The organism is Paraburkholderia sp. J76 (assembly GCF_905220295.1).
In the GTDB taxonomy this organism is placed as follows: domain Bacteria; phylum Pseudomonadota; class Gammaproteobacteria; order Burkholderiales; family Burkholderiaceae; genus Paraburkholderia.
This window is the reverse complement of sequence record NZ_CAJMZJ010000001.1, coordinates 509,568-532,286: the sequence shown is the minus strand read 5'-3', so window position 1 is coordinate 532,286 and position 22,719 is coordinate 509,568. Positions and strand designations below refer to the sequence as shown.

At 63.7% G+C, this 22,719-nt stretch carries 19 protein-coding genes; 4 read left to right on the top strand and 15 right to left on the bottom strand.

The genetic code is table 11. The features are described 5' to 3' along the window. Positions 1-347 precede the first annotated feature (347 nt). The 3 genes from U5768_RS02420 to U5768_RS02410 all read right to left on the bottom strand — a co-directional run bounded on the left by U5768_RS02420 (position 348) and on the right by U5768_RS02410 (position 4,460). Entirely contained in the window at positions 348-1,583 is a 1,236-nt protein-coding gene (locus U5768_RS02420; RefSeq protein WP_322028781.1) for an MFS transporter, read from the bottom strand. A gap of 360 nt (positions 1,584-1,943) precedes the next feature. After that, entirely contained in the window at positions 1,944-3,056 is a 1,113-nt protein-coding gene (locus U5768_RS02415; protein ID WP_322028780.1) for a porin, read from the bottom strand. A gap of 126 nt (positions 3,057-3,182) precedes the next feature. Beyond that, a complete protein-coding gene (locus tag U5768_RS02410; RefSeq protein ID WP_322028779.1) occupies positions 3,183-4,460 on the bottom strand; it encodes an MFS transporter in 1,278 nt (425 codons plus the stop codon). 277 nt (positions 4,461-4,737) lie between these two features. On the opposite strand from U5768_RS02410, the gene U5768_RS02405 reads away from it, so the two are divergent. The 3 genes from U5768_RS02405 to U5768_RS02395 all read left to right on the top strand — a co-directional run bounded on the left by U5768_RS02405 (position 4,738) and on the right by U5768_RS02395 (position 7,677). Then, positions 4,738-5,508: a GntR family transcriptional regulator gene (locus tag U5768_RS02405; RefSeq protein ID WP_322028778.1), complete on the top strand. Its 771-nt coding sequence runs from the start codon at positions 4,738-4,740 to the stop codon at positions 5,506-5,508. Positions 5,509-5,598: 90 nt separating this feature from the next. Then, entirely contained in the window at positions 5,599-6,645 is a 1,047-nt protein-coding gene (locus U5768_RS02400; RefSeq protein ID WP_322028777.1) for an aromatic ring-hydroxylating dioxygenase subunit alpha, read from the top strand. Between the two features lie 75 nt (positions 6,646-6,720). Further along, on the top strand, positions 6,721-7,677 hold the full coding sequence (locus tag U5768_RS02395) for a PDR/VanB family oxidoreductase (RefSeq protein WP_322028776.1): 957 nt from the start codon (positions 6,721-6,723) through the stop codon (positions 7,675-7,677). A 36-nt stretch (positions 7,678-7,713) separates the two neighbouring features. Here U5768_RS02395 and U5768_RS02390 read toward each other — a convergent pair whose 3' ends face one another. From U5768_RS02390 to U5768_RS02355, 8 genes are all read right to left on the bottom strand, one after another. Then, positions 7,714-8,865, bottom strand: coding sequence for a diguanylate cyclase domain-containing protein (locus U5768_RS02390; protein ID WP_322028775.1), 1,152 nt, complete (start codon positions 8,863-8,865; stop codon positions 7,714-7,716). A gap of 186 nt (positions 8,866-9,051) precedes the next feature. Beyond that, positions 9,052-9,933 (bottom strand): SMP-30/gluconolactonase/LRE family protein, encoded by an 882-nt coding sequence (locus U5768_RS02385; protein ID WP_322028774.1) that lies wholly within the window; start codon positions 9,931-9,933, stop codon positions 9,052-9,054. After that, positions 9,930-10,697 (bottom strand): SDR family oxidoreductase, encoded by a 768-nt coding sequence (locus U5768_RS02380; protein ID WP_322028773.1) that lies wholly within the window; start codon positions 10,695-10,697, stop codon positions 9,930-9,932. Before U5768_RS02380 ends, U5768_RS02385 begins: the two co-directional genes overlap by 4 nt. A 76-nt stretch (positions 10,698-10,773) precedes the next feature. Continuing rightward, a complete protein-coding gene (locus tag U5768_RS02375) occupies positions 10,774-13,182 on the bottom strand; it encodes a glycoside hydrolase family 3 N-terminal domain-containing protein (RefSeq protein WP_322028772.1) in 2,409 nt (802 codons plus the stop codon). A gap of 109 nt (positions 13,183-13,291) precedes the next feature. Continuing rightward, a complete protein-coding gene (locus U5768_RS02370; protein ID WP_322028771.1) occupies positions 13,292-14,422 on the bottom strand; it encodes a sn-glycerol-3-phosphate ABC transporter ATP-binding protein UgpC in 1,131 nt (376 codons plus the stop codon). 46 nt (positions 14,423-14,468) lie between these two features. Next, the gene (locus U5768_RS02365) at positions 14,469-15,299 is read right to left on the bottom strand and encodes a carbohydrate ABC transporter permease (protein ID WP_322028770.1); all 831 of its coding nucleotides are present in this window, start codon (positions 15,297-15,299) and stop codon (positions 14,469-14,471) included. A 3-nt stretch (positions 15,300-15,302) separates the two neighbouring features. Continuing rightward, positions 15,303-16,220 carry a sugar ABC transporter permease gene (locus tag U5768_RS02360; protein WP_322028769.1) on the bottom strand — a complete coding sequence of 306 codons (918 nt, stop codon included), beginning with the start codon at positions 16,218-16,220 and terminating at the stop codon, positions 15,303-15,305. 60 nt (positions 16,221-16,280) lie between these two features. After that, positions 16,281-17,576, bottom strand: coding sequence for an extracellular solute-binding protein (locus tag U5768_RS02355; protein ID WP_322028768.1), 1,296 nt, complete (start codon positions 17,574-17,576; stop codon positions 16,281-16,283). A gap of 278 nt (positions 17,577-17,854) precedes the next feature. Between U5768_RS02355 and U5768_RS02350 the strand changes: the two genes are divergently transcribed. Further along, positions 17,855-18,904, top strand: coding sequence for a LacI family DNA-binding transcriptional regulator (locus tag U5768_RS02350; protein WP_322028767.1), 1,050 nt, complete (start codon positions 17,855-17,857; stop codon positions 18,902-18,904). Here the strand turns inward: U5768_RS02350 and U5768_RS02345 are convergent. From U5768_RS02345 to U5768_RS02330, 4 genes are all read right to left on the bottom strand, one after another. Next, positions 18,883-19,272 carry a type II toxin-antitoxin system VapC family toxin gene (locus U5768_RS02345; protein ID WP_322028766.1) on the bottom strand — a complete coding sequence of 130 codons (390 nt, stop codon included), beginning with the start codon at positions 19,270-19,272 and terminating at the stop codon, positions 18,883-18,885. The genes U5768_RS02350 and U5768_RS02345 overlap by 22 nt on opposite strands. Continuing rightward, a complete protein-coding gene (locus U5768_RS02340; protein WP_322028765.1) occupies positions 19,272-19,502 on the bottom strand; it encodes a type II toxin-antitoxin system Phd/YefM family antitoxin in 231 nt (76 codons plus the stop codon). The genes U5768_RS02345 and U5768_RS02340 overlap by 1 nt, the downstream gene beginning before the upstream one ends. Before the next feature lie 640 nt (positions 19,503-20,142). Continuing rightward, the gene (locus tag U5768_RS02335; RefSeq protein ID WP_322028764.1) at positions 20,143-21,273 is read right to left on the bottom strand and encodes a sn-glycerol-3-phosphate ABC transporter ATP-binding protein UgpC; all 1,131 of its coding nucleotides are present in this window, start codon (positions 21,271-21,273) and stop codon (positions 20,143-20,145) included. Positions 21,274-21,369: 96 nt separating this feature from the next. After that, positions 21,370-22,707, bottom strand: a complete 1,338-nt coding sequence (locus tag U5768_RS02330) for a GH1 family beta-glucosidase (protein ID WP_322028763.1) — start codon at positions 22,705-22,707, stop codon at positions 21,370-21,372. Positions 22,708-22,719: the final 12 nt, after the last annotated feature.

The following is a 22,719-nucleotide window of genomic DNA, read 5'->3' as shown; positions in this document are numbered from 1 at the left end:
GATCAGTGCGGTGATCGTCGTTTGCGCCGGCGCGGCCTGGCTCGTCCCGGCGTTGTTCCGCTGCTCGCAACTCACGAGCAACAGCACGCCGATCAGACCGGATAGCAGCCAGGCAAACTTGATTCCGTGCACGTAACGCTCGCTTTCAGTTCGGGAGTAGCGGACCTGGCACCACGCAGGGGTGCCAGATTGCATATCGGCCGAAACCGGGCGTCACTTGAGAGGTTCCGCACTCGCGCCTGCCATGAGCAAACCGGCGAGTTTTTGCGAACGAACTTCATGCGCGTTCGCAAACGTTGGCGCAGTGCGCTGCGCGCATTGGCGAGGTGCCTTGTGTCGCCGGCGCTTCAATCGAGCGACGGGCTGCACTCGCAGTCGAGCGACGCGACCCGCGCCGGCCGTTCCATGGCTGCCAGGCGCTGCAACGTCACGAGGCCGAACACGGCGAGCACGCAGCCAAGCACCAGATCGGCGCGGATGCCCGCGCGGTCCACGATCGCGCCGCCCACCGACGAGCCCAGCGCGATCGCCACCTGGATCACGCTCACGAACATCGCCGAGCCCGCTTCGGCCTGATCGGGGGTGCCGCGCTGAATCCACACGGAAAAGCACAGCGGAATCGCACCGAACGCAACGCCCCACATCAGCATCGCCGCGATTTCGCCAATGCGCGCGTGATCGAGCAGAATCATCGCCGAGAGCGCGCACAACAGCAGCGCCGTCATCGTCGCGACCGCAGACTTCAGACGCGTGTCCACGAAAGCCGAAGTCAACGCGTTCGAGAAAAAGCCGATCACGCCGAATGCGAGCAGCAAGAGCGTGATCGCATTCATCGAGAAGTCCTGCTGAAGCAGCGGCGCAATGAACGTGTACGTCGAGAAATGCGCGCCGAACACGAGCGCGACCATGAGCATGCTCAGGCGCACATACGGGCGGCGCAGCAGCACGGCGAAATCGGCGAGACGCAACGCGGCGGCGGAAGGCAGCGAAGGCACCAGCAACGCCTGCGCAACGAGCGCGAGCGCGACGAGGCCGCCCGTCACGAAAAACGACATGCGCCACGACGCCAACCCGGCGATAAAGGTGCCGAGCGGCACGCCGATCACCGTCGCGCAGGTCACGCCGGTCAGGATGATGGCCGTCGCGCGCGGGGCGTCGCTCGTGTGAACGAGGCGCCCTGCCGCCGCGGTCGCGAGCGTCCAGAAGCCGCCGAGCGCCGCGCCGAGCATTGCGCGGCCCACCAGCATGAGCGCGAAATTCGTCGACAGCGCGGATACGATATTCGACGCGAGCAGCATGGCCGTGAGCAACAGAAATACCTGCCGCCGGTCCATGCGTCCGGCAAACATCATCAGGCCCGGCGCGAAGATCGCGGCCATGACGCCGGGCGTGGTCACCATGAGGCCCGCGGTGCCGGGCGTCACGCCGAGGTCGTTTGCGATCTCGGTGAGCAGACCGACCGGCAAAAACTCGGACGTCACGAACGCGAATGCGCTGATCGCCACGGCAAAGACGGAGAGCCACTGGCGCAGTGTCGTCTCTTCGAGCGCGGGCGGCGCGAAATGGGGAGAACGGTCGTTCATGTTTCGAGGACTGTTTGGTGTGGGGCAAATAATAAAAGCCATTGTTTGGTAATTTCGCCCTAAAAAATGAGGAAAATCACCGTTTAAATGGTCAATCGGGAATGGCGTTTAAACTAACATCAAAAAAAGAAACGCGTGCGGCCCTGCGATTAGCGGGGTCGGCAAAAGGGTTATGAACGGGGTGATGAACGGATTGAGACGCGGCCAGCCGTCCGCTGCGGAACGCCGGTCAGCGGGGCTGAGATTATGGCATTTCAGCGCCAGAAAAATAAGCTTCGATTCGAAGCTTGGGCCTGTCGCGAGATAGCGGATTGAGGGCGCCGGAAAGGCGCCCTGCGAGGAATTATCGCGCGCCCGCGTTCAGAAGCGCGTCTGCACGCCCACGCGCGCAATGAACTGGTTGGGACCGCTCGACGTGCCGTCGGGGTCGAGCACGCCGCTGATCAGCGCCTGCGCTCCCGCGTTGGTGCGCTGATACACGGTCTCCGCATACACGACGGTCCGCTTGGAAAGGAAGTGATCGACGGTGGCCGTGATCTGATGCGCGTGATTGTTGTCGAGATACGGATTGCCCTTCATATACATGTAGTCGGCGCCAATCGACCAGTCCGGCGCGAGCAGCCAGTTCGCGCCGGCCTCGGCCTGGGCAATCGCGCCGCCGTTGTAGGTGTTGCGCACGGTCGTCAGCAGCAGCGTCGCCGCGACCTTGCCGAAGTCGTAGTGCGCGCCCACGCCCCAGTTGCGAATGCCGACATCGGGCTCGCCGTCCTCGACATATTTGGCTTCCGTATAGGCCGCCCCCATGCCGAATGCGCCGTTGGTGTAATTCGCGCCGGCGCTGACCGTGTTGCCGCGTCCGAATGCGCCCGGAATGCCGCCAAAGCCGTACAAGCCGCCGAAGCTGAATCCGCCGAACCTCGGCGACTGATATTTGACTGAGTTCTCGACCGTCGCGCCCGCCATGCGGTCCCAGTCGAATTGCGGCGCGAAGGGCGGATTGCCCGGAATCGCGATCTTCGCGAACGGACCCGCGCGGAAGTTGTAGAGGCCGCCCACTTCCATCGCTGCGTCGTCATGGCCGAAAAACAGCGAATCGGTCATGAAATCGTACTGGTTGCCCATCGTCAGCCGGCCGTACTGGTCGCTGTCGAGGCCAACGTACGCGTTGCGTCCGAAGATCCCTTGCCCGGAAACGATCGCGCCGGTGCCCACCGAGAATTGATTGACGAGATCGAACACCGCGTGCAAGCCGCCGCCCAGATCTTCGCGGCCGCGAATACCGAGCAGGTTCGGCGTGAAAATGCCGTCGTAGAACTTCAGAACGGAGTGGCCGCTCTGGTTGCTGACCCACGACACGCCCGCGTCCATCATGCCGTACAGCGTCACGCTGTCACCCGCAGGTCCGCCTTCCGCATGCGCCTGGGCGCAAACCATCGCCGAAACCGCCGTACAACACAGCGCGAGGTTTCTCATGTTGACTCCTCCTTTCTTTTGATCTCTTTGCCCGCATCCATTTATTACGGATGCCTTATTAATTAGAATAAACGCCTGAATGTCAGGAACAACAACCACGGCGCCCAAGGCGCCGTTACCGCAACGTCAGTCCGATTGCAATGCGACGGCAGCCGAGCGACGCGCCAGCGCGCGCGGAGCGGTTTCGATCAGGAGCATCGAAACGAAGATGCCGCAAACGAGGCCGCCAAGCGCGAACTGCAGCGTGAACTGAATGCCATTGTGCTGCGCGATATAACCGGCGATGGCCGGCGCAATGCCGCCGCCAAAAATCTCGCCGGCACCCGACGTAATGCCAATAGCCGAGGCGACGAGACCCGCGGGCGCCGCCTCGGTCGCAATCGGCCCAGTGAGAACGCCCAGCATGCCGAGCGCGAAAAACGACACGACGAACAGCACGGCAAAGAGCATCCACGGATTCGCGCCGACGCGGGCGAACACATACAGCGAAATCGCCGCGCCTGCGAAGGAGACGACCGACGTCAGCCGGCGTCCCGCGAAGTCGGAAAGACTGGCGAGGCCGAACTCGCCTAGAAAGCCGCCGAAGCCGATCGCCGACACGACAAAGCCCATCTGCGAGGTGTCGAGGTGCAGGTAATCCACGAGATAGTTGGGCACCATCGCGCCGATCACGAAAATGCCGGCCATCGCGCACAGCGTCGCCAGCATGGCGAGCACGACGTTGCGGCTGCCGAAAAGCGCGCTCCAGCGCGGGGCGCCCGTTGCGCGCGCAACCGTTGCGTGAACCGGCCTGATTTGCGGGGCGTCGCGCAACATCGTCGCGATCAGCACCGCCACGACGAGGCCCGGCACGGCGGAAACCGCGAACACCCAGTGCCACGAAGGGACGACGCGCAGCAACTGCGTCGCGATGATCGGCGCGAGTCCGAGGCCCATCAGCGCGAACATGCTGAGCTGCAGTCCCTGGTTGCGCCCGCGACGCGACGGATGCGAGGCCTCGCCCACCGAAGCGACGCTCGTGGGCGTGAATGCGCCCTCCGCGACACCCATGAGCGCGCGAATCAGCAAAAGACTCGCGAAGCCCGTAGCGAAGCCTGAAAAGCTCGAAAGCAGCGAGAACATCACCATGGCCGCGATCATGATCTTGCGCCGGCCGATGCGGTCGGACAGACGCCCCATGAGAATCGAAAACACACCCCACGCAATGCTGAGAATGCCGATCAACTGTCCGAGCTGCTGGTAGCTCAGGTTGAGGTCTTTCATCATGTGCGGAAAAAGCGGCGCGATCATCCAGCGGTCGAGCCCGACCAGACCGAAACCGATGGCGAGCAGGATCAGCGTCCTGCGCTCGTTTTTCAGATCGTGTGGATCATGCGGATTGTGTGATTGGGCAGGCCTCGTCACGTTTGTCTCCTTGATTGTTTTGCGACGTTCGTATTACGAACGTCGCTTCGTTTATCGAACTTCGAGGCAGATCGTAGGAAACCTCACCCGTTGATGTCAATCAAAAAAGACCCTCGTTGTACACAATTTCGCTTTACTTTCGGCTTACTTTTCCACGTTTACCCTGAATTTGCCGTCACTTCGGTTTCGACTGGCCAATTGCTGTATACAATTTGTACACATCGCGGCCCAGCCAGTGAATTGCTCCCGTCGCCCACTTCTCACCAAACCGATACGTATGAACGGCATCGACGACACCCCCGCCAGCACGCGCGCCGGCTCCGCCGCTTCGCAAACCGTCAAGGCCCAACTCGGGCTGCGGGAACTGATCCTCGGCGGCGAACTCGCGCCCGGCGAGCGCATTTCCGAACTGGGGGTGGTCGAGCGCCTTGGCGTGTCGCGCACGCCGGTGCGCGCGGCGCTCATGCGCCTGCTGGAGGAAGGGCTGCTCGAACCGATTCCGAGCGGTGGCTACGCCGTGCGCTCGTTTTCGGAAAACGAAATACGCGACTCGATCGAATTGCGCGGCACGCTCGAAGGGCTGGCCGCACGCCTTGCGGCCGAGCGCGGCATCACTCACTCGATGTTTCGCGATCTGCACGACTGCATCGACGAGATCGACGAATTGCTCGTGGGCGAATTGAGCGAGGAGACCTTCTCCCGTTATGTGGAAGCGAATGGCCGCTTCCACCGCCTGCTGGCCATTGCTTCGGACAGCGAAGTGGTTGCGCGGCAGATCGAAAAGGTCGCCACGTTGCCGTTCGCCTCTGCCAGCGCATTCGTGGTCGTGCAGTCGCTCGATCCGCGCGCGCGCGAAACGCTGATCGTCGCGCAGGCCCAGCATCGCGCGGTGCTCGAAGCGATCGAAAGCCGCGAAGGCGCACGCGCGGAGGCGCTGATGCGCGAGCACTCGCACATCGCCCATCAAAACCTCAAGCGCGTGCTCGACAACCAGCGCGCCATGACGAAGCTGATTGGCGGCAACCTCATTCGCCGCAACCCGCGCTGACGGCGCGGCGCACGCCGGCTTGATACAAACGGCGGCACGCGTGCCGCCCCCCTTGAACGAAGGCGCAACGAGGCGCCCTGGAGGAGACATATGTTCCTGAAAAACGCATGGTATGTGGCGTGCACCCCCGATGAAATCGACGGCAAACCGCTCGGCCGGCAAATTTGCGGCGAGCGCATGGTGTTCTGGCGCACGGCCGAAGGCGGCGTCGCCGCGCTCGAAGACTTCTGCCCGCATCGCGGCGCGCCGCTCTCGCTCGGCAGCGTGCGCGAAGGGCATCTCGTGTGCGGCTATCACGGCCTCACCGTGGACGCGAGCGGAAAATGCGTGAGCATGCCGTGTCAGCGCGTGGGCGGCATTCCGTCCGCGCGCAGCTATCCCGCGGTCGAGCGTTACGGCTTTATCTGGGTTTGGCCCGGCGATGCGGAGCAGGCCGACGCGGCGAAGATCCATCACCTCGAATGGGCCGACAATCCCGCGTGGGCCTATGGCGGCGGCTTGTACCACATTCAGTGCGATTACCGTCTCATGGTCGACAACCTCATGGACCTCACGCACGAGACCTACGTGCACGCATCGAGCATCGGCCAGCCCGAGATCGAGGAAGCGCCGCCCAAGACCACGGTCAACGGCGACGTGGTGACGACCAGCCGCTTCATGCACAACATCATGCCGCCGCCGTTCTGGGCCGCGGCGCTGCGCGGCAACGGCCTCGCCGACAACGTGCCCTGCGACCGCTGGCAAATCTGCCACTTCTCGCCGCCGAGCCACGTGATGATCGAAGTGGGCGTCGCGCACGCGGGCAAAGGCGGATACGACGCCGACGCGCGCGACAAGGCGTCGAGCATCGTCGTCGACTTCATTACGCCGGAAACCGAAACGTCGATCTGGTACTTCTGGGGCATGGCGCGCAGCTTCGCCGTGCACGATCAGGCGCTCACGGAAACGATCCGCGCGGGCCAGGGCAAGATTTTCTCCGAGGATCTCGACATGCTCGAATCGCAGCAGCGCAATCTGCTCACGTGGCCCAGCCGCCGCATTCTGAGCCTCAACATCGACGCGGGCGGCGTGCAATCGCGCCGCGTGCTCGACCGGCTGATCGCCGCCGAGCGCAGCGCAACGGCCACGCCCGCCTGATCGATTTGAAGCCACGGTCGCGCGCGCACGCGCGGCCGCTCTCCTTCCATTGCCTTAACGCAGCATGAACGCATCATGAAAGTCACCCTTCTGCGCAAGATTCCCGTCGCCACCGACATCTGCGTTTTCGAACTGGCGAGCGCTGATGGCGCGCCGCTCCCCGCGTTCGCGGCAGGCGCGCATATCGACGTGCATGTCGATGGACTCGTGCGCCAGTATTCGCTTTGCAACCGCCCCTCCGATGCGGGAACGTACCGCATCGGCGTGTTGCGCGATGCGGCTTCGCGTGGCGGCTCCGTTGCCATGCATGCGCTCGATACGGGCGCGAGCCTTGAAATCAGCAGTCCGAAGAATCATTTCCCGCTCGACGAACAGGCCGCGCATACCATCCTGATCGCGGGCGGCATCGGCATTACGCCGCTCATGGCCATGGCCGAGCAGTTGAGCGAAGAAGGCCGCTCGTTCGAGCTGCATTACTGCACCCGCGATCCGCAGCGCGCCGCTTTTCGCGAGCGTCTCGCCGAAGCGGGCTTCGCGCAGCACACGCGCTTCTATTTCGACAGCGAAGGAAGCGATGCCCGCATCGACCTCGCGCACGTGCTCGGCGCTCCGCAAGACGGTAAGCACGCCTATGTATGCGGCCCCGCGGGCTTCATCGACGCCGTGCTCGGCGCGGCGGCCAGCGCGGGGTGGCCCGCGCACACCGTGCACCGCGAGTACTTCGGCGCGGCCCTGCAACCGGCAAGCGCGAACGCCGACGCCAACGGCGCCTTCCAGGTCACGCTCGCAAGCTGCCAGCGCGTGATCGACGTTCCGGCGGGCACGACGATCGTCGAAGCGCTGCGCGCGGGCGGCGTCGAGGTGCCGGTATCATGCGAGCAAGGCGTATGCGGCACCTGCCTCACGCGCGTGCTGTCCGGCGAACCCGATCATCGCGATCTTTACCTCACCGATGAAGAGCGCGCCGCCAACGACCAACTGCTACCGTGCCGCTCGCGCTCGCGAACGCCTATGCTCGTGCTCGACCTTTGATGTGCTGACGCGATGCGGGCGCGCGCCCGGCCATGGTCACGCGAGCCGTTCGGCCGCCGTGCCGGCGTGTTCGCCCGGCGCCTTTTCGCGTTTGACGGCGTACATCGCAAGATCGGCGCGGCGCAGGACCAGATCGACGTCGCGGTCGTCCGCCGCGACAGTCGTGAAGCCGACGCTCGCCCCCACGCTCACCAGCAGTCCGGGCGCCAGTTCGAATGGCCGCTCGATCGCTTCGGTCACGAGACCGGCCCAATCGCGCGCCGCCCGGTCCACCTGAGGATCGACGATCACGAATTCGTCGCCGCCGATTCGCGCCACCCACGCGCCCGCGCTCGCCAGCATGCGCAGACGGCTCGCAACCTGCACGAGCAGCATGTCGCCGGCCTTGTGACCGTGCGCGTCGTTGACAAGCTTGAAGCCGTCGAGATCGACGAAGATCACCGTCATGCCAGCCTTGATCGGCGTGGCGCTCGCGGGCCCCGCCGCACTGAACAGGCCATCGCGGTTCAGCAGCCCCGTGAGGGCGTCGTGGCGCGCACGATGGCTGTTTTCCCGTTCGGCCTTCATCGTCGAGATGAGCATGGCGTTCAGGTGACGCGCGGCGGCGCTCATGGCGAACAGATAAAAGGGAATTTGCAGGAGCGAGAGCAGAAGAACCGGCTCGCCGCCCAGCAGCGCGCCGATGCAGCACGGGCCGAGCGACAGGCAGATCATCACCGCCACCAGCCGCGGCGCCGCGAAATTGCGGAAACAGATCCCGCCCACCATGGCGGCGGCGGAAAGAAACGCGAGCGTGGCGGATACCCAGTCCCGGCTCATGGCGCTCACCAGCGCGCCGTAGCCCACCGTCGCGCCCCACAACGGCGCGAGGAGAATATAAAAGTCGGTGGGCGTGCTCTTGCCGTCTCTTGCGCGGCGGCGCGAAAGGGTGAGCGTGGCGAGCCGCACCGCGCAAACGACGATTTCCGCGGCGAGCCAGAACTTGAACGGCAGCGTTCCGTGGCGGCGCGCGAGAACCCACGCAACGGCCACGGTATTGGATACGCCGCCGAAAAAGATCGGCAGGGTTCCGAACAACGTGCCGACCAGCGCGACGCGTATTTCGTGCGGCGTGTCCTGTCCCGGTTCGGTCAACCAACGGGCCAGCTTGCCGCGCGGCAAAGAGTAGATTTCGTTGCGGGAGCTCACATGCGTCACCGTCGGTCGTACCGCGCGCCAGACGGGTCCGCCTCTCGCGCGTTGGAAAGTCCTGGTCGTACGGCCGTGCGAAAGCAACGGGCGCCGCCGCCCAACTGCGATAACGGCAGGCTGCGGGGAAAACTTTAGGAGTGCGGCGGGTGGGAAGTCATTGGTTGCGCCGGCAACCAGGCGAACTCAGAAGCCAAGTCGTGCGCACCGCGCTTGAGCCTGCCCCGGCACCGGCGAGCGAAACGAAAACAAACCACCCGCTTGCGGTTGCTTTGCGCGCTCGACGGCCGTGAGCCCCTTCCACGCGGTCGTGACGTAAACGGTGCGCAAATCGTCCCCGCCAAAGGCGAGCTTCGTCACGTTCGCGCACGGAAACGCAATCTGCCCAACCCGCTCGCCCCCGGGAGAATAGCGGTCTATCCGCCAGCCGCCGAATAGCGCGACCCATACGTAACCCTCGGCGTCTACCGCCAGGCCATCCGGGTAACCGTCGCCGGAAATCGCGGTGAAGATGCGCTTGCGCGACAGCGTGCCGTCAACGGCGACGTCGAATGCATGGACGACGCGGCGCATCGTGTCGTTGTGATAGAGCGTGCGGCCATCCGGGCTCATGGCCGGCCCGTTGGTGATCACGTAGTCGCTGTCCTGCGCGCTCAACTGGCCGCCTTCGTCCACGCGATACAGTGTGCCGCTCGGCGCTTGCTCGGCGTCGTCCATCGAGCCGAACCACAGGCGTCCACGCGCGTCGGCGAAACCGTCGTTGAGCCGGTTGCCCGGCAAATGCGGTTCGACATCGACCCGCTTGTCGAATTCACCGCTCAGCGCGTCGAAGCGATACAGCCCGTCGGGCATGCCGCACACGAAAACCCGGTCTCCGAGCGGCGCGATAAAGCCGACCTGGTCGGGCGCGTACCACGTCGTGCGCTCGCCGGTCGTAGCCTCGAACCGATGAATCCGGCGCCCCTTGATATCGACGAAATAGAGCGCGTTTTCGGCGGCCTGCCACAGCGGTCCTTCGCCAAGCTCCGCGCCAATCGGCCATACGCACACAGGAACCGGCATCGTCATTCTCCGTACCACCCCGCGTCGACGAAGTAGTCGCGCCCGGAGCAGCGGGAGGCATCGTCGGAAGCGAGAAACAAGGCCATGCGAGCCACGTGCTCCGGCTCGATGCGCAGCGGCAGGCACTGCCCCGCCACGACCTTCGCCTCGCTCTCCGGCGTTTGCCACAGGTTCATCTGGCGCGGCGTTTTCACGGCGCCGGGAATAATACAGTTCACGCGAATGCCCGCGCCGCCCAGATCGCGCGCGAGGCCCCGCGTGAGGCCCTCGATGCCGGCCTTCGCAGTGAGGTAAATCGGCAGGTTCGGCAGCGCGACATGCCACGACACCGAGCCAACGTTCAGGACCACGCCGCGCCCCGCCTGTCGCATACCCCTCGCGGCGGCCTGCGCGCAGAAGAACTGGTGGCGCAGGTTCACGGCGATACGCTGGTCCCAGTAGTTCGCGGTCAACTCGCCGATATCGTGGCGGTCGTCGTTGCCCGCGTTGTTCACGAGCACGTCGATCGGGCCCGCGACCTCGACGATGGAAGCAAACACGCTTTCGATCGCCTCGACATTGCACAGGTCGCAGAATCTGAACAGCGGCGGATGATTCGCATGACGAAGCGTTTCTTGCAGCGCAAGCGAATCGTGTTCGGCCACGTCGAGGAAAAACACGCGCGCGCCTTGCTGCGCGAACGCCTCGACCAGCGCAGCGCCAATACCACTGCCGCCCCCGGTGATCACGACGGTTTTGTCCGCAAGGCTCGGATAGATTGCGTACGACATCAGATATTCCAGTGTTGACTTGTCAGACCCAAACGGGGCGGCGAAACGTGCATGCCTCGCCGCCCCAGGCTTCCTCTTACGATACGACTTCGACCGCGCTCAGCATGCGCCAGTCGCGCGGGAGCGTGCGCACCGCGCGGCCAGCAACCGTGACCGCGCCGCGCAGATGAATATCGCGGCTCGAACTGCCGATCATCAGATCGAAGTCGCCCGGCTCGACAATGCGCTCGCCGCGTGCATCGGTGAAATTGAGCATGTCGACGGGCAGCGTCACGCGCAGGCGCGCCGCCGCGCCCGCCGCGAGCGGCACCCGCGCAAACGCCTTCAGCTCTCGCACTGGCCGGGCCGCCGAGGCGTGCTTGTCGCGTACGTAAATCTGCACGACCTCCGTGCCCTCGCACTCGCCAATGTTTTCGACCGTGAAACTCAACTCGACCGTGCCGTCTTCGAGCGGGACTTCGCGTTGCGCCACCGCGAGATCGCCATAGCGGAACTGCGTATAGCCAAGCCCGAATCCGAACGGATAGCGGCTGCCGAAGTGATAGGCGATCGGCGTGCCCGCGCTCTTCAGACGATGGTTGTACACGTAGGGCACGGCCCCTGCGCTCTTCGGCACCGAAAGCGGCATGCGTCCGCTGAAATTGGCGCGGCCCACCAGCAGATCGGCGAGTGCCTCGGCGCCGCGCTCGCCCGGCGCGAACGCCATGATCTGCGCGGCAACGCGATCTTCGAGGCCGCCCAGGTTGTACGGACGGCCGCCCGTCATCACGACAACGGTTGGCGTGCCGCTCTCGACCACGGCCGTCAACAATTGCAGTTGCACGCCCGGAAGTTCGAGGCTGTCCGTGTCCGACCCTTCGCCCACCGTGCCGGACTGGAACAGCCCCGCAAGATCGCCGACGAACACGACCGCCACGCCCGCATTGCGCGCGGCATCGACTGCATCCGCAATCGATTTGGTATCCTTACTGATCAATTCGTCGCGGGTGGCGCTGGCGCTCAGGTCGAGCGACACGTCGCCCGGAAAAACCGGCGCGCCCGCGCGGCGTTCCTTGATGATGTCGCAGCCCCTGGCATGGAGCACGCGCTCCTCGCCGAGCAGCGCGCGCAGTGCGCCCAGCGGCGTGGCGATCGATGCAACCGACTGCTCGCCCGAATTGATGAGGTGAACCGGGAAACTATAGCCGGCGAGCAGCGCGAGCGGGTCGTCGGCGGTCGGACCGATCACCGCGACTTTCTCCGCGCCGTTGGCATTCAAAGGCAGCACGCCGCCCTCGTTGCGCAAGAGGACCGCCGATTCGAGCGCAACCTGATACGCCGTATCGGCCGCCGCGGTGCCTTTTACGTCCACGCGTTCCGGGTCCGCATACGGATTTTCGAACAGCCCGAGGCGGAATTTCGTGCGCAACACGCGCGAAACCGCAGTGTCGATCGTCGCCTCGGTGATCTCGCCGCGATCGAGCGCTTCCTTCAGATGCACCGCGCACTCGTGCCCCGGCAGTTCGACGTCGAGTCCCGAATTGAACGCGAGCGCCGCTGCCGATGCGCTATCGTGCGCGACCGCATGATGGCTGTATAGCAGATCCACGGCCGCATAATCCGCGACGACGAGGCCTTCGAAGCCCCACTTCTCGCGCAGCGTATCGTGCAGCAGCGCGCGGTCGCCGTGGCACGGCACGCCGTCGATATCGTGGTACGCCGGCATGATCGAACCCGCGTGCGCGAGCTTGACGGCCATTTCGAACGGCAGCAGAAACACGTCGTTCAGTTCGCGCGGACCGACGTGCACGGGCGCGTGATTGCGCGCGCCTTCGCTCGCCGAGTGGCCCACGAAGTGCTTGAGCGTGGCAAGCACGTCGCGGCGCTCGCCTTGCAGACCGTTCACGTAGTGGCACGCGAGCACGCCAACCAGATACGGGTCTTCTCCGAGCGTTTCCTCGGTGCGGCCCCAGCGCGGATCGCGCGAAACGTCGAGCACGGGCGCCAGGCCCTGGTGGCAGCCGATCGAGCGCGCCTGCTCGCCGATGATGCGCCCAACCTCCCCCACGAGGCCCGGGTTCCACGTCGCCGCGTAGTTCAGCGGCGAGGGAAACAGCGTGGCGTCCTTGATCATCAGGCCCACGAGGCATTCCTCGTGCGACATCACGGGAATACCCAGGCGCGTGTCTTCGACCATCTTGCGCTGCAATTCGTTGAGCGCGCGCACGCCCTCCTTCGGATCGACTGTATGCGTGCCGAGCGGACGCGTGATCTGCCCGAGACCGTGCTGCAGAATCTGGTCCACCGTGAGGCTGTTGGCGCTTTGCGCGAAATCGATGGACCGCGCCTTGTGCTCGCCGTCGGCCGAGAGCTTCAGCCACGCGGCGTGAAGCTGGGCAATCTTTTCGTCGAGCGTCATGCGCGCGAGCAGGTCGGCCACGCGTTGCTCGACCGGCGCCTCGGCGCGTCGATAAACGGGAACCTCACTGGTATGTTCAAGCGACATCGATTCACTCCCTGGTATTGCGCGAGACGGCATTTATCCTCGCCGTCTGCTTAGTTGTGCTTTGGAAACTGGCGTTGCGCGGACGCGCGGCAACAGCCGCGCCCCGGCCTTAGATGAGGCGTCGCAGCGCCATGTCGTGATCGTCGAAAACGTGGCACGCTTCGGGCGGCAGCGCGAGGTTGACCGCTTCGTCGTGCGTCAACGCACTGTCGCCGGGCACCTTGGCGATCAGGCTCGCCGCGTTCGGGCCCGTTTGCGTGGCGTGGATATAGCTGTGCTCGCCCATATGCTCGACGAGCTTCACGCGGCTCGCCAGCGTCTGTTCATTGCGTGCATCGACAGCCACGCGCAGATGCTCCGGGCGCACGCCAAGCGTCACCTTCATGCCGGCGCGCGCGCGCGCGCCGTCCACGCGCGCACGCACGCGCTCGCCGCTTTTGAGGTCGATGATCACGCCGCCGTCGTCGCCGCCCACCAGCGTGCCAGCGAAAAAATTCATCTTCGGCGAGCCGATAAAGCCCGCCACAAAGCGGCTCTTCGGATGGTGATACAAATCGAGCGGCGCACCCACCTGCGCGACGCTGCCGTGGCGCTCCATATGCGCGCCCGCCTGCATGAGCACGATGCGATCGGCGAGCGCCATTGCCTCGACCTGATCGTGCGTCACATACACGGCGCTCGCCTCGCTGAACTCGCGATGCAGACGCGCGATTTCGGTGCGCGTCTGCACGCGCAGCGCGGCGTCGAGATTCGACAGCGGCTCGTCGAACAGGAACACGCCCGGCTCGCGCACGATCGCGCGCCCGATCGCCACGCGCTGGCGCTGGCCGCCCGAAAGCGCCGCGGGGCGGCGTTCGAGGTAGCTATCCAGTTGCAGCGCGGCGGCGGCGCTACGCACTTTCTTGTCGATCACCGCCTTGTCGACTTTCGCCTGACGCAGACCGAACGCCATGTTCTCGTACACGCTCATATGCGGATAGAGCGCGTAGTTCTGGAACACCATCGCGACCTTGCGCTTCGCGGGCTCGACCTCGTTCATCCGCAGACCGTCGATGCGCAGTTCGCCGTCGGTAATCGATTCGAGACCGGCGATCATGCGCAGCAGCGTGGACTTGCCGCAGCCCGACGGCCCGAGGAACACACAGAATTCGTTCTTGCCCACTTCGAGGTTGGCGTCGCGGATAACCGCGTTGCCGCTCGCGTAGGCCTTCTGGACGTTATTGAGGGAAATGCTTGCCATATCGTGTTATGCGAAGTTCGGTGTGCGAATCAGATCAAAACCCGGATCAGCCCTTGAGCGAGCCGGCCATCATTCCCTTGATCACGCGCTCCTGACCGAAGGCGTAGGCAACGATCAGCGGCAGCGACGTGAGCACGAGAACCGAGAGCATCGAGGGGATGTTCGACGCGTACTGCCCCATGAAATCCCAGATCGCGAGCGGCAGCGTGCGATGTTCGGCTGTCGACGTGAGCATGTACGCGAAAATGAATTCGTTCCAGAGCCCGATGCCGTTGAAGATCGCCACGGTGGCGAGCCCCGGTCCCGAAAGCGGAAAGAAAATGCGCCAGAAAATGCGGAACGGACTGCAGCCGTCTAGCTGCGCGGCTTCTTCGAGTTCGCGCGGAATCTGGCGCATGAACTCGGTCAGAATGAAGATCGACACCGGCAGACTCAGCGCCACATAGGGGCCGAGCAGCGCAAACGGCGTGTCGTAAAGACCGAGGTTGCGCGTGAGCAGATAGATCGGCACCAGCGTGGCGTGCAGCGGCACGATCATGCCCGCGACCACGAGACCGAAGAGCATCTTGTTCAGCGTGAAGCGCATGCGCGCGAACACATAGGCGGCCATCGCGCTGATGACGACGATGAGCGCCACCGAAACGCCCACCGTAAATACGCTGTTGCGCAAATACGTGAAGAACGGGCCCTGCAGCACCGCCGCGTAATTGCCCAGATACAGGTGGCTCGGGGGCGCCCACACGTTCGTCGAAAAAGTCTCTTCCTGGCTCTTGAAACTCGAAACGACCATGAAGATGAACGGGATCGTCGTGACAGCCAGCCAGATCAGCGCGAGGAGCGGAATCCCCACGCGCGGAAAGCGGAATTTCTTCGTCATGATTCAGACCTCGGTTGCATAACGGCGGGTGAAATACATCGAGACCGCCGCCACCGCAATGACGATCAGGAACATCGCCGAGCCGATGGTGCTGCCATAGCCAAGCTGGAACGAACTGAACACCGTGCGATACATGTAGGTGGCCATCACCTCGGACGAGCCTTCGGGGCCGCCGCCCGTCATCACGAAGACGAGATCGAAGTAACGCAGCGAGCCGAGCACGGAAAGAAGGACCGCCGTGCGCACCGTGCCTTGCAGATGCGGCAGCTTGATACGCCAGAAGATGGTCCACTCGGACGCGCCGTCGAGCAGCGCCGCTTCGTTGACTTCGGCCGGCATCGAAGAAAGCCCGGCGAGAAACAGAATCATGTAGAACGGCGCGTTCTGCCAGATGATCACGGCGATGGTCGCGCCCAGCGAGAAATGCGGATCGCCGAGCCAGTCCTTCGCAAGTCCGTCGAGCCCGAACGCCTGCAACGCAACGTTCAGGGGTCCGAAATTCGGATCGTAGATCTGCTTGAACAGCACGCCGATTGCCACGCTCGACATGAGCAGCGGCAGAAAATAGAGGACCTTGAGCACGCGCGAGCCGCGTCCGGCCTTCTCCAGCAGCACAGCCAGCGCGAGCGCAACAGGAAGCTGGATAACGATCGAGGCGACCGCGAGAATCACATTGTTCTTGAGCGACTGCCAGAACACCGTGTCATGGGCGAGCCGCGCCCAGTTCGCTAGCCCGATATAGCGGGCGGTATTGCCGAGTCCGTTCCAGTCGAGCAGCGACAGCCGCAGGCTGGAAACGAGCGGATAAAGCAGGAACACGGCGAGCAGAAGCAGCGACGGCGCAAGAAACACGACCGTCACGAGCGTTTGCGAGGAAAACTTCAGCCGGCGTTCGGGTATAGCGGAAAGTGCGATATTCACGAGCTTGTCTGCCGGCCGGCGCCTCGCGACGCCAGCCGGACTTTTCCTGAGTGCGGGAGATCAACCGCCCTTCTTCGAAGCGGCTTCCATTTGCTGCGCGGCGGCCTCGGGCGTGACCGACAGACCGAACAGCGCCTGCGTCGTGTCCTTGTGCAACTCGCCGAGTGCGGGCGGCAGCGCCTGGTCGTACCAGAGCTGCACGCTCGGCGCCGCCGCAAGCAGTTGCTGCAGACGCTGCGTGAACGGATCGTCGATCTTGACGTGATTGACCGGCGGAAGCTTGTGGTCGTCCGACGCACGCGCCTGCATCGCCTGGTCGTCGGTCAGCGCCTGGATCAGCTTGAATGCGGCGTCCGGCGTCTTGCACTCCGTCGAGATGCTCAGGAAGCCATCGCCCACCGTGCCGATCAGGTCGCGCGGGTCGCCCTTGCCGCCCGGCACGCTCGGGAACGGGAAGAAGTCGAGATCCTTAGAGAACGTTGGATTTTCGTTCGCGATGGTCGATGCTTCCCAGGCGCCCATCAGTTCCATCGCGGCCTTGCCCGAATAAAGCAGGCGGCGCGAAGCACCCGAGTCATAGTCGAGACCGTTGATGCCAGGCGCGAACGCGCCCGCCTTCACGAGTTCCTGAATGCGCTTGCCCGCTTCGATGAACGCCGGATCTTCGAAGCCCTTGCCCTTGCCCGCGATCGCGTCGCTCACGACCTGCGGACCGCCGATACGGTCGACGAGGTACATGTAGTACATCGAGCCCGTCCACTTGTTCTTGTTCGCGAGCGAGAATGCGGCCACGTTGTGCTGCTTCAGCACGTCGACCACGTGCATCAGTTCATCCCACGTCTTCGGCGGAGTGATGCCGTACTTCCGGAACACTTCCTTGTTGTAGAAGATCACGGCGGCCGCCGCGTTTTCGGCGGCTACACCGTAGGTCTTGCCGTCGAACGTCGTGACATTCCACGACGACTGCATGAAGCGGTTGCGATACGCCGGATCCTTGTTCAGGTACGGCGTGAGGTCCACGATCTGCCCGGATTTCACATACTCGTGCAGGCCGCCGCCGCCCCAGTTCTCGAACACGCACGGCGGCTGGTTCGCACCAAACGCAACCTTGAGCTTCGTTTTGTAAGCCTCGTTCAAAACGTGCGAATTCTCGACCGTGTAGCCCGGGTCTGCCTTTTCGAAGCGTTCCGAAGCGTCGCGGATGATCTTGCTCGACGACGCATTGGTTTGCTGATCCCACTCCGTGATCGTTTTCGATTCCGCCGCAACGGCGCCCGACACGACAGCAGACAATGAAAACAGCAGTGCCGTGGCGCTGGCTGCCGCCCGCGCCCTGGAGAAACCTGGGTACGCCATGTTTGTGTCCCCTCTTATGGAATTTTGAAAAGCTACTGAGTTATCTGCGGGATTAACGTTAGCCTTAACGTTAGTGGATGTTAAGCCGGGACCTGAACTCCGGCTATGCGGGATTTTCCTGGTGCGCCCCCGTCGTAGCTTGCGCCGCGCGCAACGTTGGCTCCCTCGGGAGAGGTTGAACGATTGCGCATCTGATAGAATAGCCAGCACATAAACGGTATCGCTAACGTACCTGGCGAGTCTTCGCAGACATGACCTCTCGTAAGCCCACACCACGCATGGCAAGGCAAACTCCCACGCTTGAGCACGTCGCCAAGCTGGCCGGGGTGTCGCAGATGACCGCGTCGCGCGCGCTCAACGCCCGCCCGGGCGTGTCGCGCGAAACGCGCGACGAAGTGCTGAGAATCGCTTCCGATATCGGCTATGTCGTGAACCGTACCGCACAGAAACTCTCGGGCGGCCGCAACGGCATTATCGGCATCATCACGCCCACGCTCGACACGCAATTCTCCAGCGAACTGGTGCTCGGCGCGGGGCGCGCGGCCCGCGGCGCGGGTATGGAAATGCTCGTGTACACCGTGTTCGACGAAGACCGTCATACGCATCACGACCTGCTCGGGTTGATTCAACAGTTTTCGGACGGCATTCTCGCCATCCTGCCGCGCGAATCGCTCTGCCTCGAAGCCCTCGCCACCGCGCAAGTGCCGGTGGTGGTGGTCGATCAGCGCGGCACGCTCACGGGCTTTCCTTCGGTATCCGTCGACAATTACGGCGGCGCCTGCCTCGCGGTCGAGCACCTCGCGGAACTCGGCCACAAGCGCATTGCATTCCTCGCCGGCGACGAAAGGATCGAGGGCGTACGCGACCGCCAACGCGGCTATCGCGACACGCTCGCGAAGCTCGGTCTGCCGCGCGACGACGCGCTGGTGGCAGCGGGCGATCTCTCGCAAATGATGGCCTTCGACGTCACCTTCGACCTGCTCAATCTCGCCGATCCGCCCACCGCGATCTTCACCGCCAACGACCAGAGCGCGTTCGGCGTGATCGCCGCGGTGAGGGAAGCGGGCCTGCGCGTGCCCGACGACATTTCGGTGATCGGTTTCGACGACATTCCCATGTCCGAGCAGTTTCATCCCGCACTCACCACGATTCGCCAGCCTTTCCAGCAGATGGCGCGTTCGGCGGTCAACACGCTGCTCGCGCAAATCGCCGGAATCGACGCCGCGTCGCAGCGCATCACGCTGCCCGCGGAACTGGTGGTGCGCGACTCGACCGGGCCGGCCAAAACGCGGCACCGCCGCTCGCGTCACCAGATCGTTTCGACGTAAGTCGAAGCGCGCACCTTCGCATCGGAGGTCACGAGCGCGCCGCCATGCGTGCGCGCGGTCGCGACGATCAATCGCTGATGCGAGGTGAGCGCGGGCGGCAGCGTTGCCGCGCGAAACGCAATTTCGGCGTCGACCGGAATCAGGCGCACGCCGTCCAGCTTCAGAAAAGTGGAAAGCCAGCTACGCGCGTCCATGGACAACCCGAGGCTGCCGGCCTTCACGAACTCACCAATTTCGAGCGCGCTGATTGCCGAGATCAGAATCTCGCCGCCATCGAGTTCACGGTCGATGGCATCGTGCGCGGCCTGGCTCAATGCTTTCTGCCTGCATAGCCAGCACACGAGCGCAAGCGTGTCGAGCGTGATCATTACTCTTCCTGGCCGGCACCGACCGGCGCAAGCGCGTGCTTGAGATTGAAATGCGTGATCGAAGCGCGCAGCAGTTCGAGCGGATTTTCCGTTTTGCTGCGATACGGCCGGATTTCAATGGTGGGCTGTCCCCGGTCTGTCACGATGACGGTCTCGCCCAGCGTTTCGACCTGGCGGAACAGTTCGCAGGCCCGGGACTTGAAAATGGCTTTGGATACTCGCTTTTCCATGACGCACTCCACCCTTCAAATTTCAAACGGATTCTTATTGCATCGGGTCGTTGCGCGCGCAATCGAACGCCCGCGCTTCGCGGTCCAATGGCTCTTTATCGGCGTTGCACAACGGTTTGCTGCGTGAAACACGCTCTCGCGGCCAGGTGCCCCCGCACCGTCGATTAAGCGCAAACATAATAACGTTACCCTTAACGTTAATCGATGTTAAATGCACCGTTTGGACGTTGCCATGCGTGGTTTACCTGGGCTCGAAGCCATGCCGCCATTTCCGTGTAAACGCCGCCAGAACAAGGCTCCGCAAGGAAAGCGCGTTCGGCGAACTCGCCACAGGGTACTGCAAAAAAGTACCGGTGCGGCTAACGTTAAATGGGCGGCAAGAAAAGTCATAACGCCAATTCGCGACACTCATAATCATCGCGGCTTCGACGAAGGCTCCGCGTCGAAATGGACGATGAATGCATGCAGCGGTTCGCGACGTTTCTGCGCCCCGCCCGGCGGCGCGCCGCTTTTCCCGTCCGTTATGCCGGCAGGCTCAGCGGACGTCGCGGTGCGCCCTAACGGTATCTCCGCCGCACGCTCGAAATCGCCCGTCGACCCTTTGTTCGCCATCGTGCTCTCCCATTGGCAAACCGCCACGTCAAACGACGGCCTGAACGTCCGCTCCCACTTCCGGGCGCTCGAATGCCACCGCCGCGCCCTTCGCATCGAACAGCGTGACAGCCGACGACGCGACCATGACGCCCACGCGGGCGCCCGGCTCATATTGCGCGTCCCTCTTGTCGAGCTTGAGCGCAATGGCATGCGCCATGCCATCCAGACGCGCGTGCAGTATCGACACGTCGCCCAGGTGTTCGACCAGCTCCACGCGAGCGGCGATGCCTTCGTCGGCCAGGCCGAGGCTCAGGTGTTCGGCGCGCACGCCCAGGGTCAATTCGCCAGCGAGCGCACGATCGGGACAACCCGACAAAGCGATGCGGTGGCTTCCTCCGGCGAGCGCGAGAACAGTTTGCACGCCGTTTTGCGACACGACCGTGGCGCTCAGCATGTTCATTTGCGGCGAGCCGATAAAGCCGCCGACAAAGCGGTTCGCGGGCCGGTCGTACAGATCGAGCGGCGCGCCCGTCTGTTCGATGTTGCCCTTGTTGAACACCACGATCTGCTCGCCGAGCGTCATCGCCTCGACCTGATCGTGCGTCACGTAAATCATCGTCGTGCCGAGTTCGCGGTGCAGCTTCGCCAGTTCGATGCGCATTTGCACGCGCAAGGCGGCATCGAGATTCGACAGCGGCTCGTCGAATAGAAACACGCGCGGCTTGCGCACGATCGCGCGGCCAATCGCGACGCGCTGGCGCTGGCCGCCCGAGAGCGCCTTGGGCTTGCGATCGAGCAGATGCGTGATCTGCAGGATTTCGGCGGCGCGCCCCACTACCTCGCGCACTTCGCGCTTCGACTTGCCCGAAAGCCTGAGCGAAAAGCCCATGTTCTGCGCGACCGTCATATGCGGATAGAGCGCATAGCTCTGGAACACCATCGAAACGCCGCGATCCACCGGTTGAAGATCGTTCACCCGTACGCCGTCGATCAGAATGTCGCCGCCGCTCGCCTCCTCCAGCCCGGCGATCATGCGCAGCATGGTCGACTTCCCGCAGCCCGAAGGCCCGACGAATACCGTGAATTGACCGTCCGGAATGTGAAGATCGATGCCCTGAATGATCTGCGGACCTTCGCCATACGTCTTCGCGACGTTGCGCAATACGAGTTCGCCCATTGTTACGTCCTCCTTAGTGCTCTTTCTGGTCGTCCCGCGCGAGGTATGCCTCGATGCCCGACTCGCGCGGATTACGGTGCTTTTCAAGTGCCCGCGTTAGCGCGTCGCCTCGGCGGCGGCGTGCTCCGCGATCACCTCGCTGTACCAGTGCGCGCTGTCTTTCAGCGTGCGCTTCTGGGTCTCGTAATCGACGTACACCATGCCGAAGCGCTTGTCGTAGCCGGACGCCCATTCGAAGTTGTCCAGCATGCTCCACGCGAAATAGCCCGCCACGTCCACACCTTGTCGCGCGGCTTCCTCCAATGCGGCCAGGTGCAAATCGAGGAAGCGGATGCGGTCGGTGTCCTGCACGCGGCCATTTTCGAGCACGTCTTTGGACGCGCAGCCGTTTTCGGTGATGAAAATCGGCGGCAACCTGTATTCCGCATTGAGTTTCGTGAGCAGTTCGGCAAGCCCTTCCGGATAGACCTCCCAGTCCATATCCGTGAAACCCTGTGCGCCGGGCGGCCGCTTGTCCCCGGAAGCGCTGGCGAAAATGCGCGTGTAGTAGTTGACGCCGAGGAAATCGAGTGGCGTGCCGATGATGTCGAAGTCGCCTTCGCGAATCACTTCCTGCGGGCCGTTCGCGCCATACCATTGCAGCGCTTCGGCCGGATATTCGCCCTTGAAGATCGGGTCCATGTACCAGCGAACGAACTTCGCGTATTCGAGCGACGCCGCGGCGATGTCTTCGGGCGCATCGGTCGCGCCGTGTGCGGGCGACTGGTTGAGCACGATGCCAAGCGGCGCCTTCACGCCATCGGCGCGCAATGCCTGAACAGCGAGGCCATGCGAAAGCAGCAGATGATGCGCTACGTGGGCCGCCTTCTTCAGGTCGGCGTTGCCCGGTGCGAAATAGCCTGTGGCATTGCCGAGCCACGCGGTGCACCAAGGCTCATTGTGTGTGGCAATCGTTGCCACGCGGTCGCCCAGCACACTGCCTATCTTGCGTGCGTAGTCGGCAAAACGATAAGCGGTGTCGCGGCTTTCCCAGCCGTTTTGCGCCGTCTGCAACGCTTGCGGCAAGTCCCAGTGATACAGCGTCGCGAACGGCTGAATGCCGCGCTTGAGCAAACCATCGACCAGACGCTCGTAGAACGCGAGGCCCTTTTCGTTGTACGCGCCGCGACCGTCCGGCTGCACACGGGGCCACGCAATCGAAAAGCGGTAGGCGTTCACGCCCATTTGCGCCATCAGGTCGAGGTCTTCTTCGAGGCGATGGTAGTGATCGCAAGCCACGTCGCCGCTCTCGCCATTCACAACCTTGCCGGGCACGCGGCAGAACGTGTCCCAGATCGACTCGCCCCGGCCGTCTTCACGTGCTGCGCCTTCGATCTGATACGAACTGGTGGCCACGCCCCAGACGAAGTCATCCTTGAATCGAAACGTCGACATAACGATAGGTAT

Bases quoted from the DNA above. Each gene is read 5' to 3' on its own strand.
- U5768_RS02375 (WP_322028772.1), bottom strand. From the start codon at position 13,182: ATGTCGCTTGAACATACCAGTGAGGTTCCCGTTTATCGACGCGCCGAG.
- U5768_RS02330 (WP_322028763.1), bottom strand. From the start codon at position 22,707: ATGTCGACGTTTCGATTCAAGGATGACTTCGTCTGGGGCGTGGCCACC.
- U5768_RS02350 (WP_322028767.1), top strand. From the start codon at position 17,855: ATGGCAAGGCAAACTCCCACGCTTGAGCACGTCGCCAAGCTGGCCGGG.
- U5768_RS02335 (WP_322028764.1), bottom strand. From the start codon at position 21,273: ATGGGCGAACTCGTATTGCGCAACGTCGCGAAGACGTATGGCGAAGGT.
- U5768_RS02370 (WP_322028771.1), bottom strand. From the start codon at position 14,422: ATGGCAAGCATTTCCCTCAATAACGTCCAGAAGGCCTACGCGAGCGGC.
- U5768_RS02395 (WP_322028776.1), top strand. From the start codon at position 6,721: ATGAAAGTCACCCTTCTGCGCAAGATTCCCGTCGCCACCGACATCTGC.
- U5768_RS02420 (WP_322028781.1), bottom strand. From the start codon at position 1,583: ATGAACGACCGTTCTCCCCATTTCGCGCCGCCCGCGCTCGAAGAGACG.
- U5768_RS02340 (WP_322028765.1), bottom strand. From the start codon at position 19,502: ATGGAAAAGCGAGTATCCAAAGCCATTTTCAAGTCCCGGGCCTGCGAA.
- U5768_RS02355 (WP_322028768.1), bottom strand. From the start codon at position 17,576: ATGGCGTACCCAGGTTTCTCCAGGGCGCGGGCGGCAGCCAGCGCCACG.
- U5768_RS02415 (WP_322028780.1), bottom strand. From the start codon at position 3,056: ATGAGAAACCTCGCGCTGTGTTGTACGGCGGTTTCGGCGATGGTTTGC.
- U5768_RS02405 (WP_322028778.1), top strand. From the start codon at position 4,738: ATGAACGGCATCGACGACACCCCCGCCAGCACGCGCGCCGGCTCCGCC.
- U5768_RS02385 (WP_322028774.1), bottom strand. From the start codon at position 9,933: ATGACGATGCCGGTTCCTGTGTGCGTATGGCCGATTGGCGCGGAGCTT.
- U5768_RS02400 (WP_322028777.1), top strand. From the start codon at position 5,599: ATGTTCCTGAAAAACGCATGGTATGTGGCGTGCACCCCCGATGAAATC.
- U5768_RS02380 (WP_322028773.1), bottom strand. From the start codon at position 10,697: ATGTCGTACGCAATCTATCCGAGCCTTGCGGACAAAACCGTCGTGATC.
- U5768_RS02365 (WP_322028770.1), bottom strand. From the start codon at position 15,299: ATGACGAAGAAATTCCGCTTTCCGCGCGTGGGGATTCCGCTCCTCGCG.
- U5768_RS02345 (WP_322028766.1), bottom strand. From the start codon at position 19,272: ATGATCACGCTCGACACGCTTGCGCTCGTGTGCTGGCTATGCAGGCAG.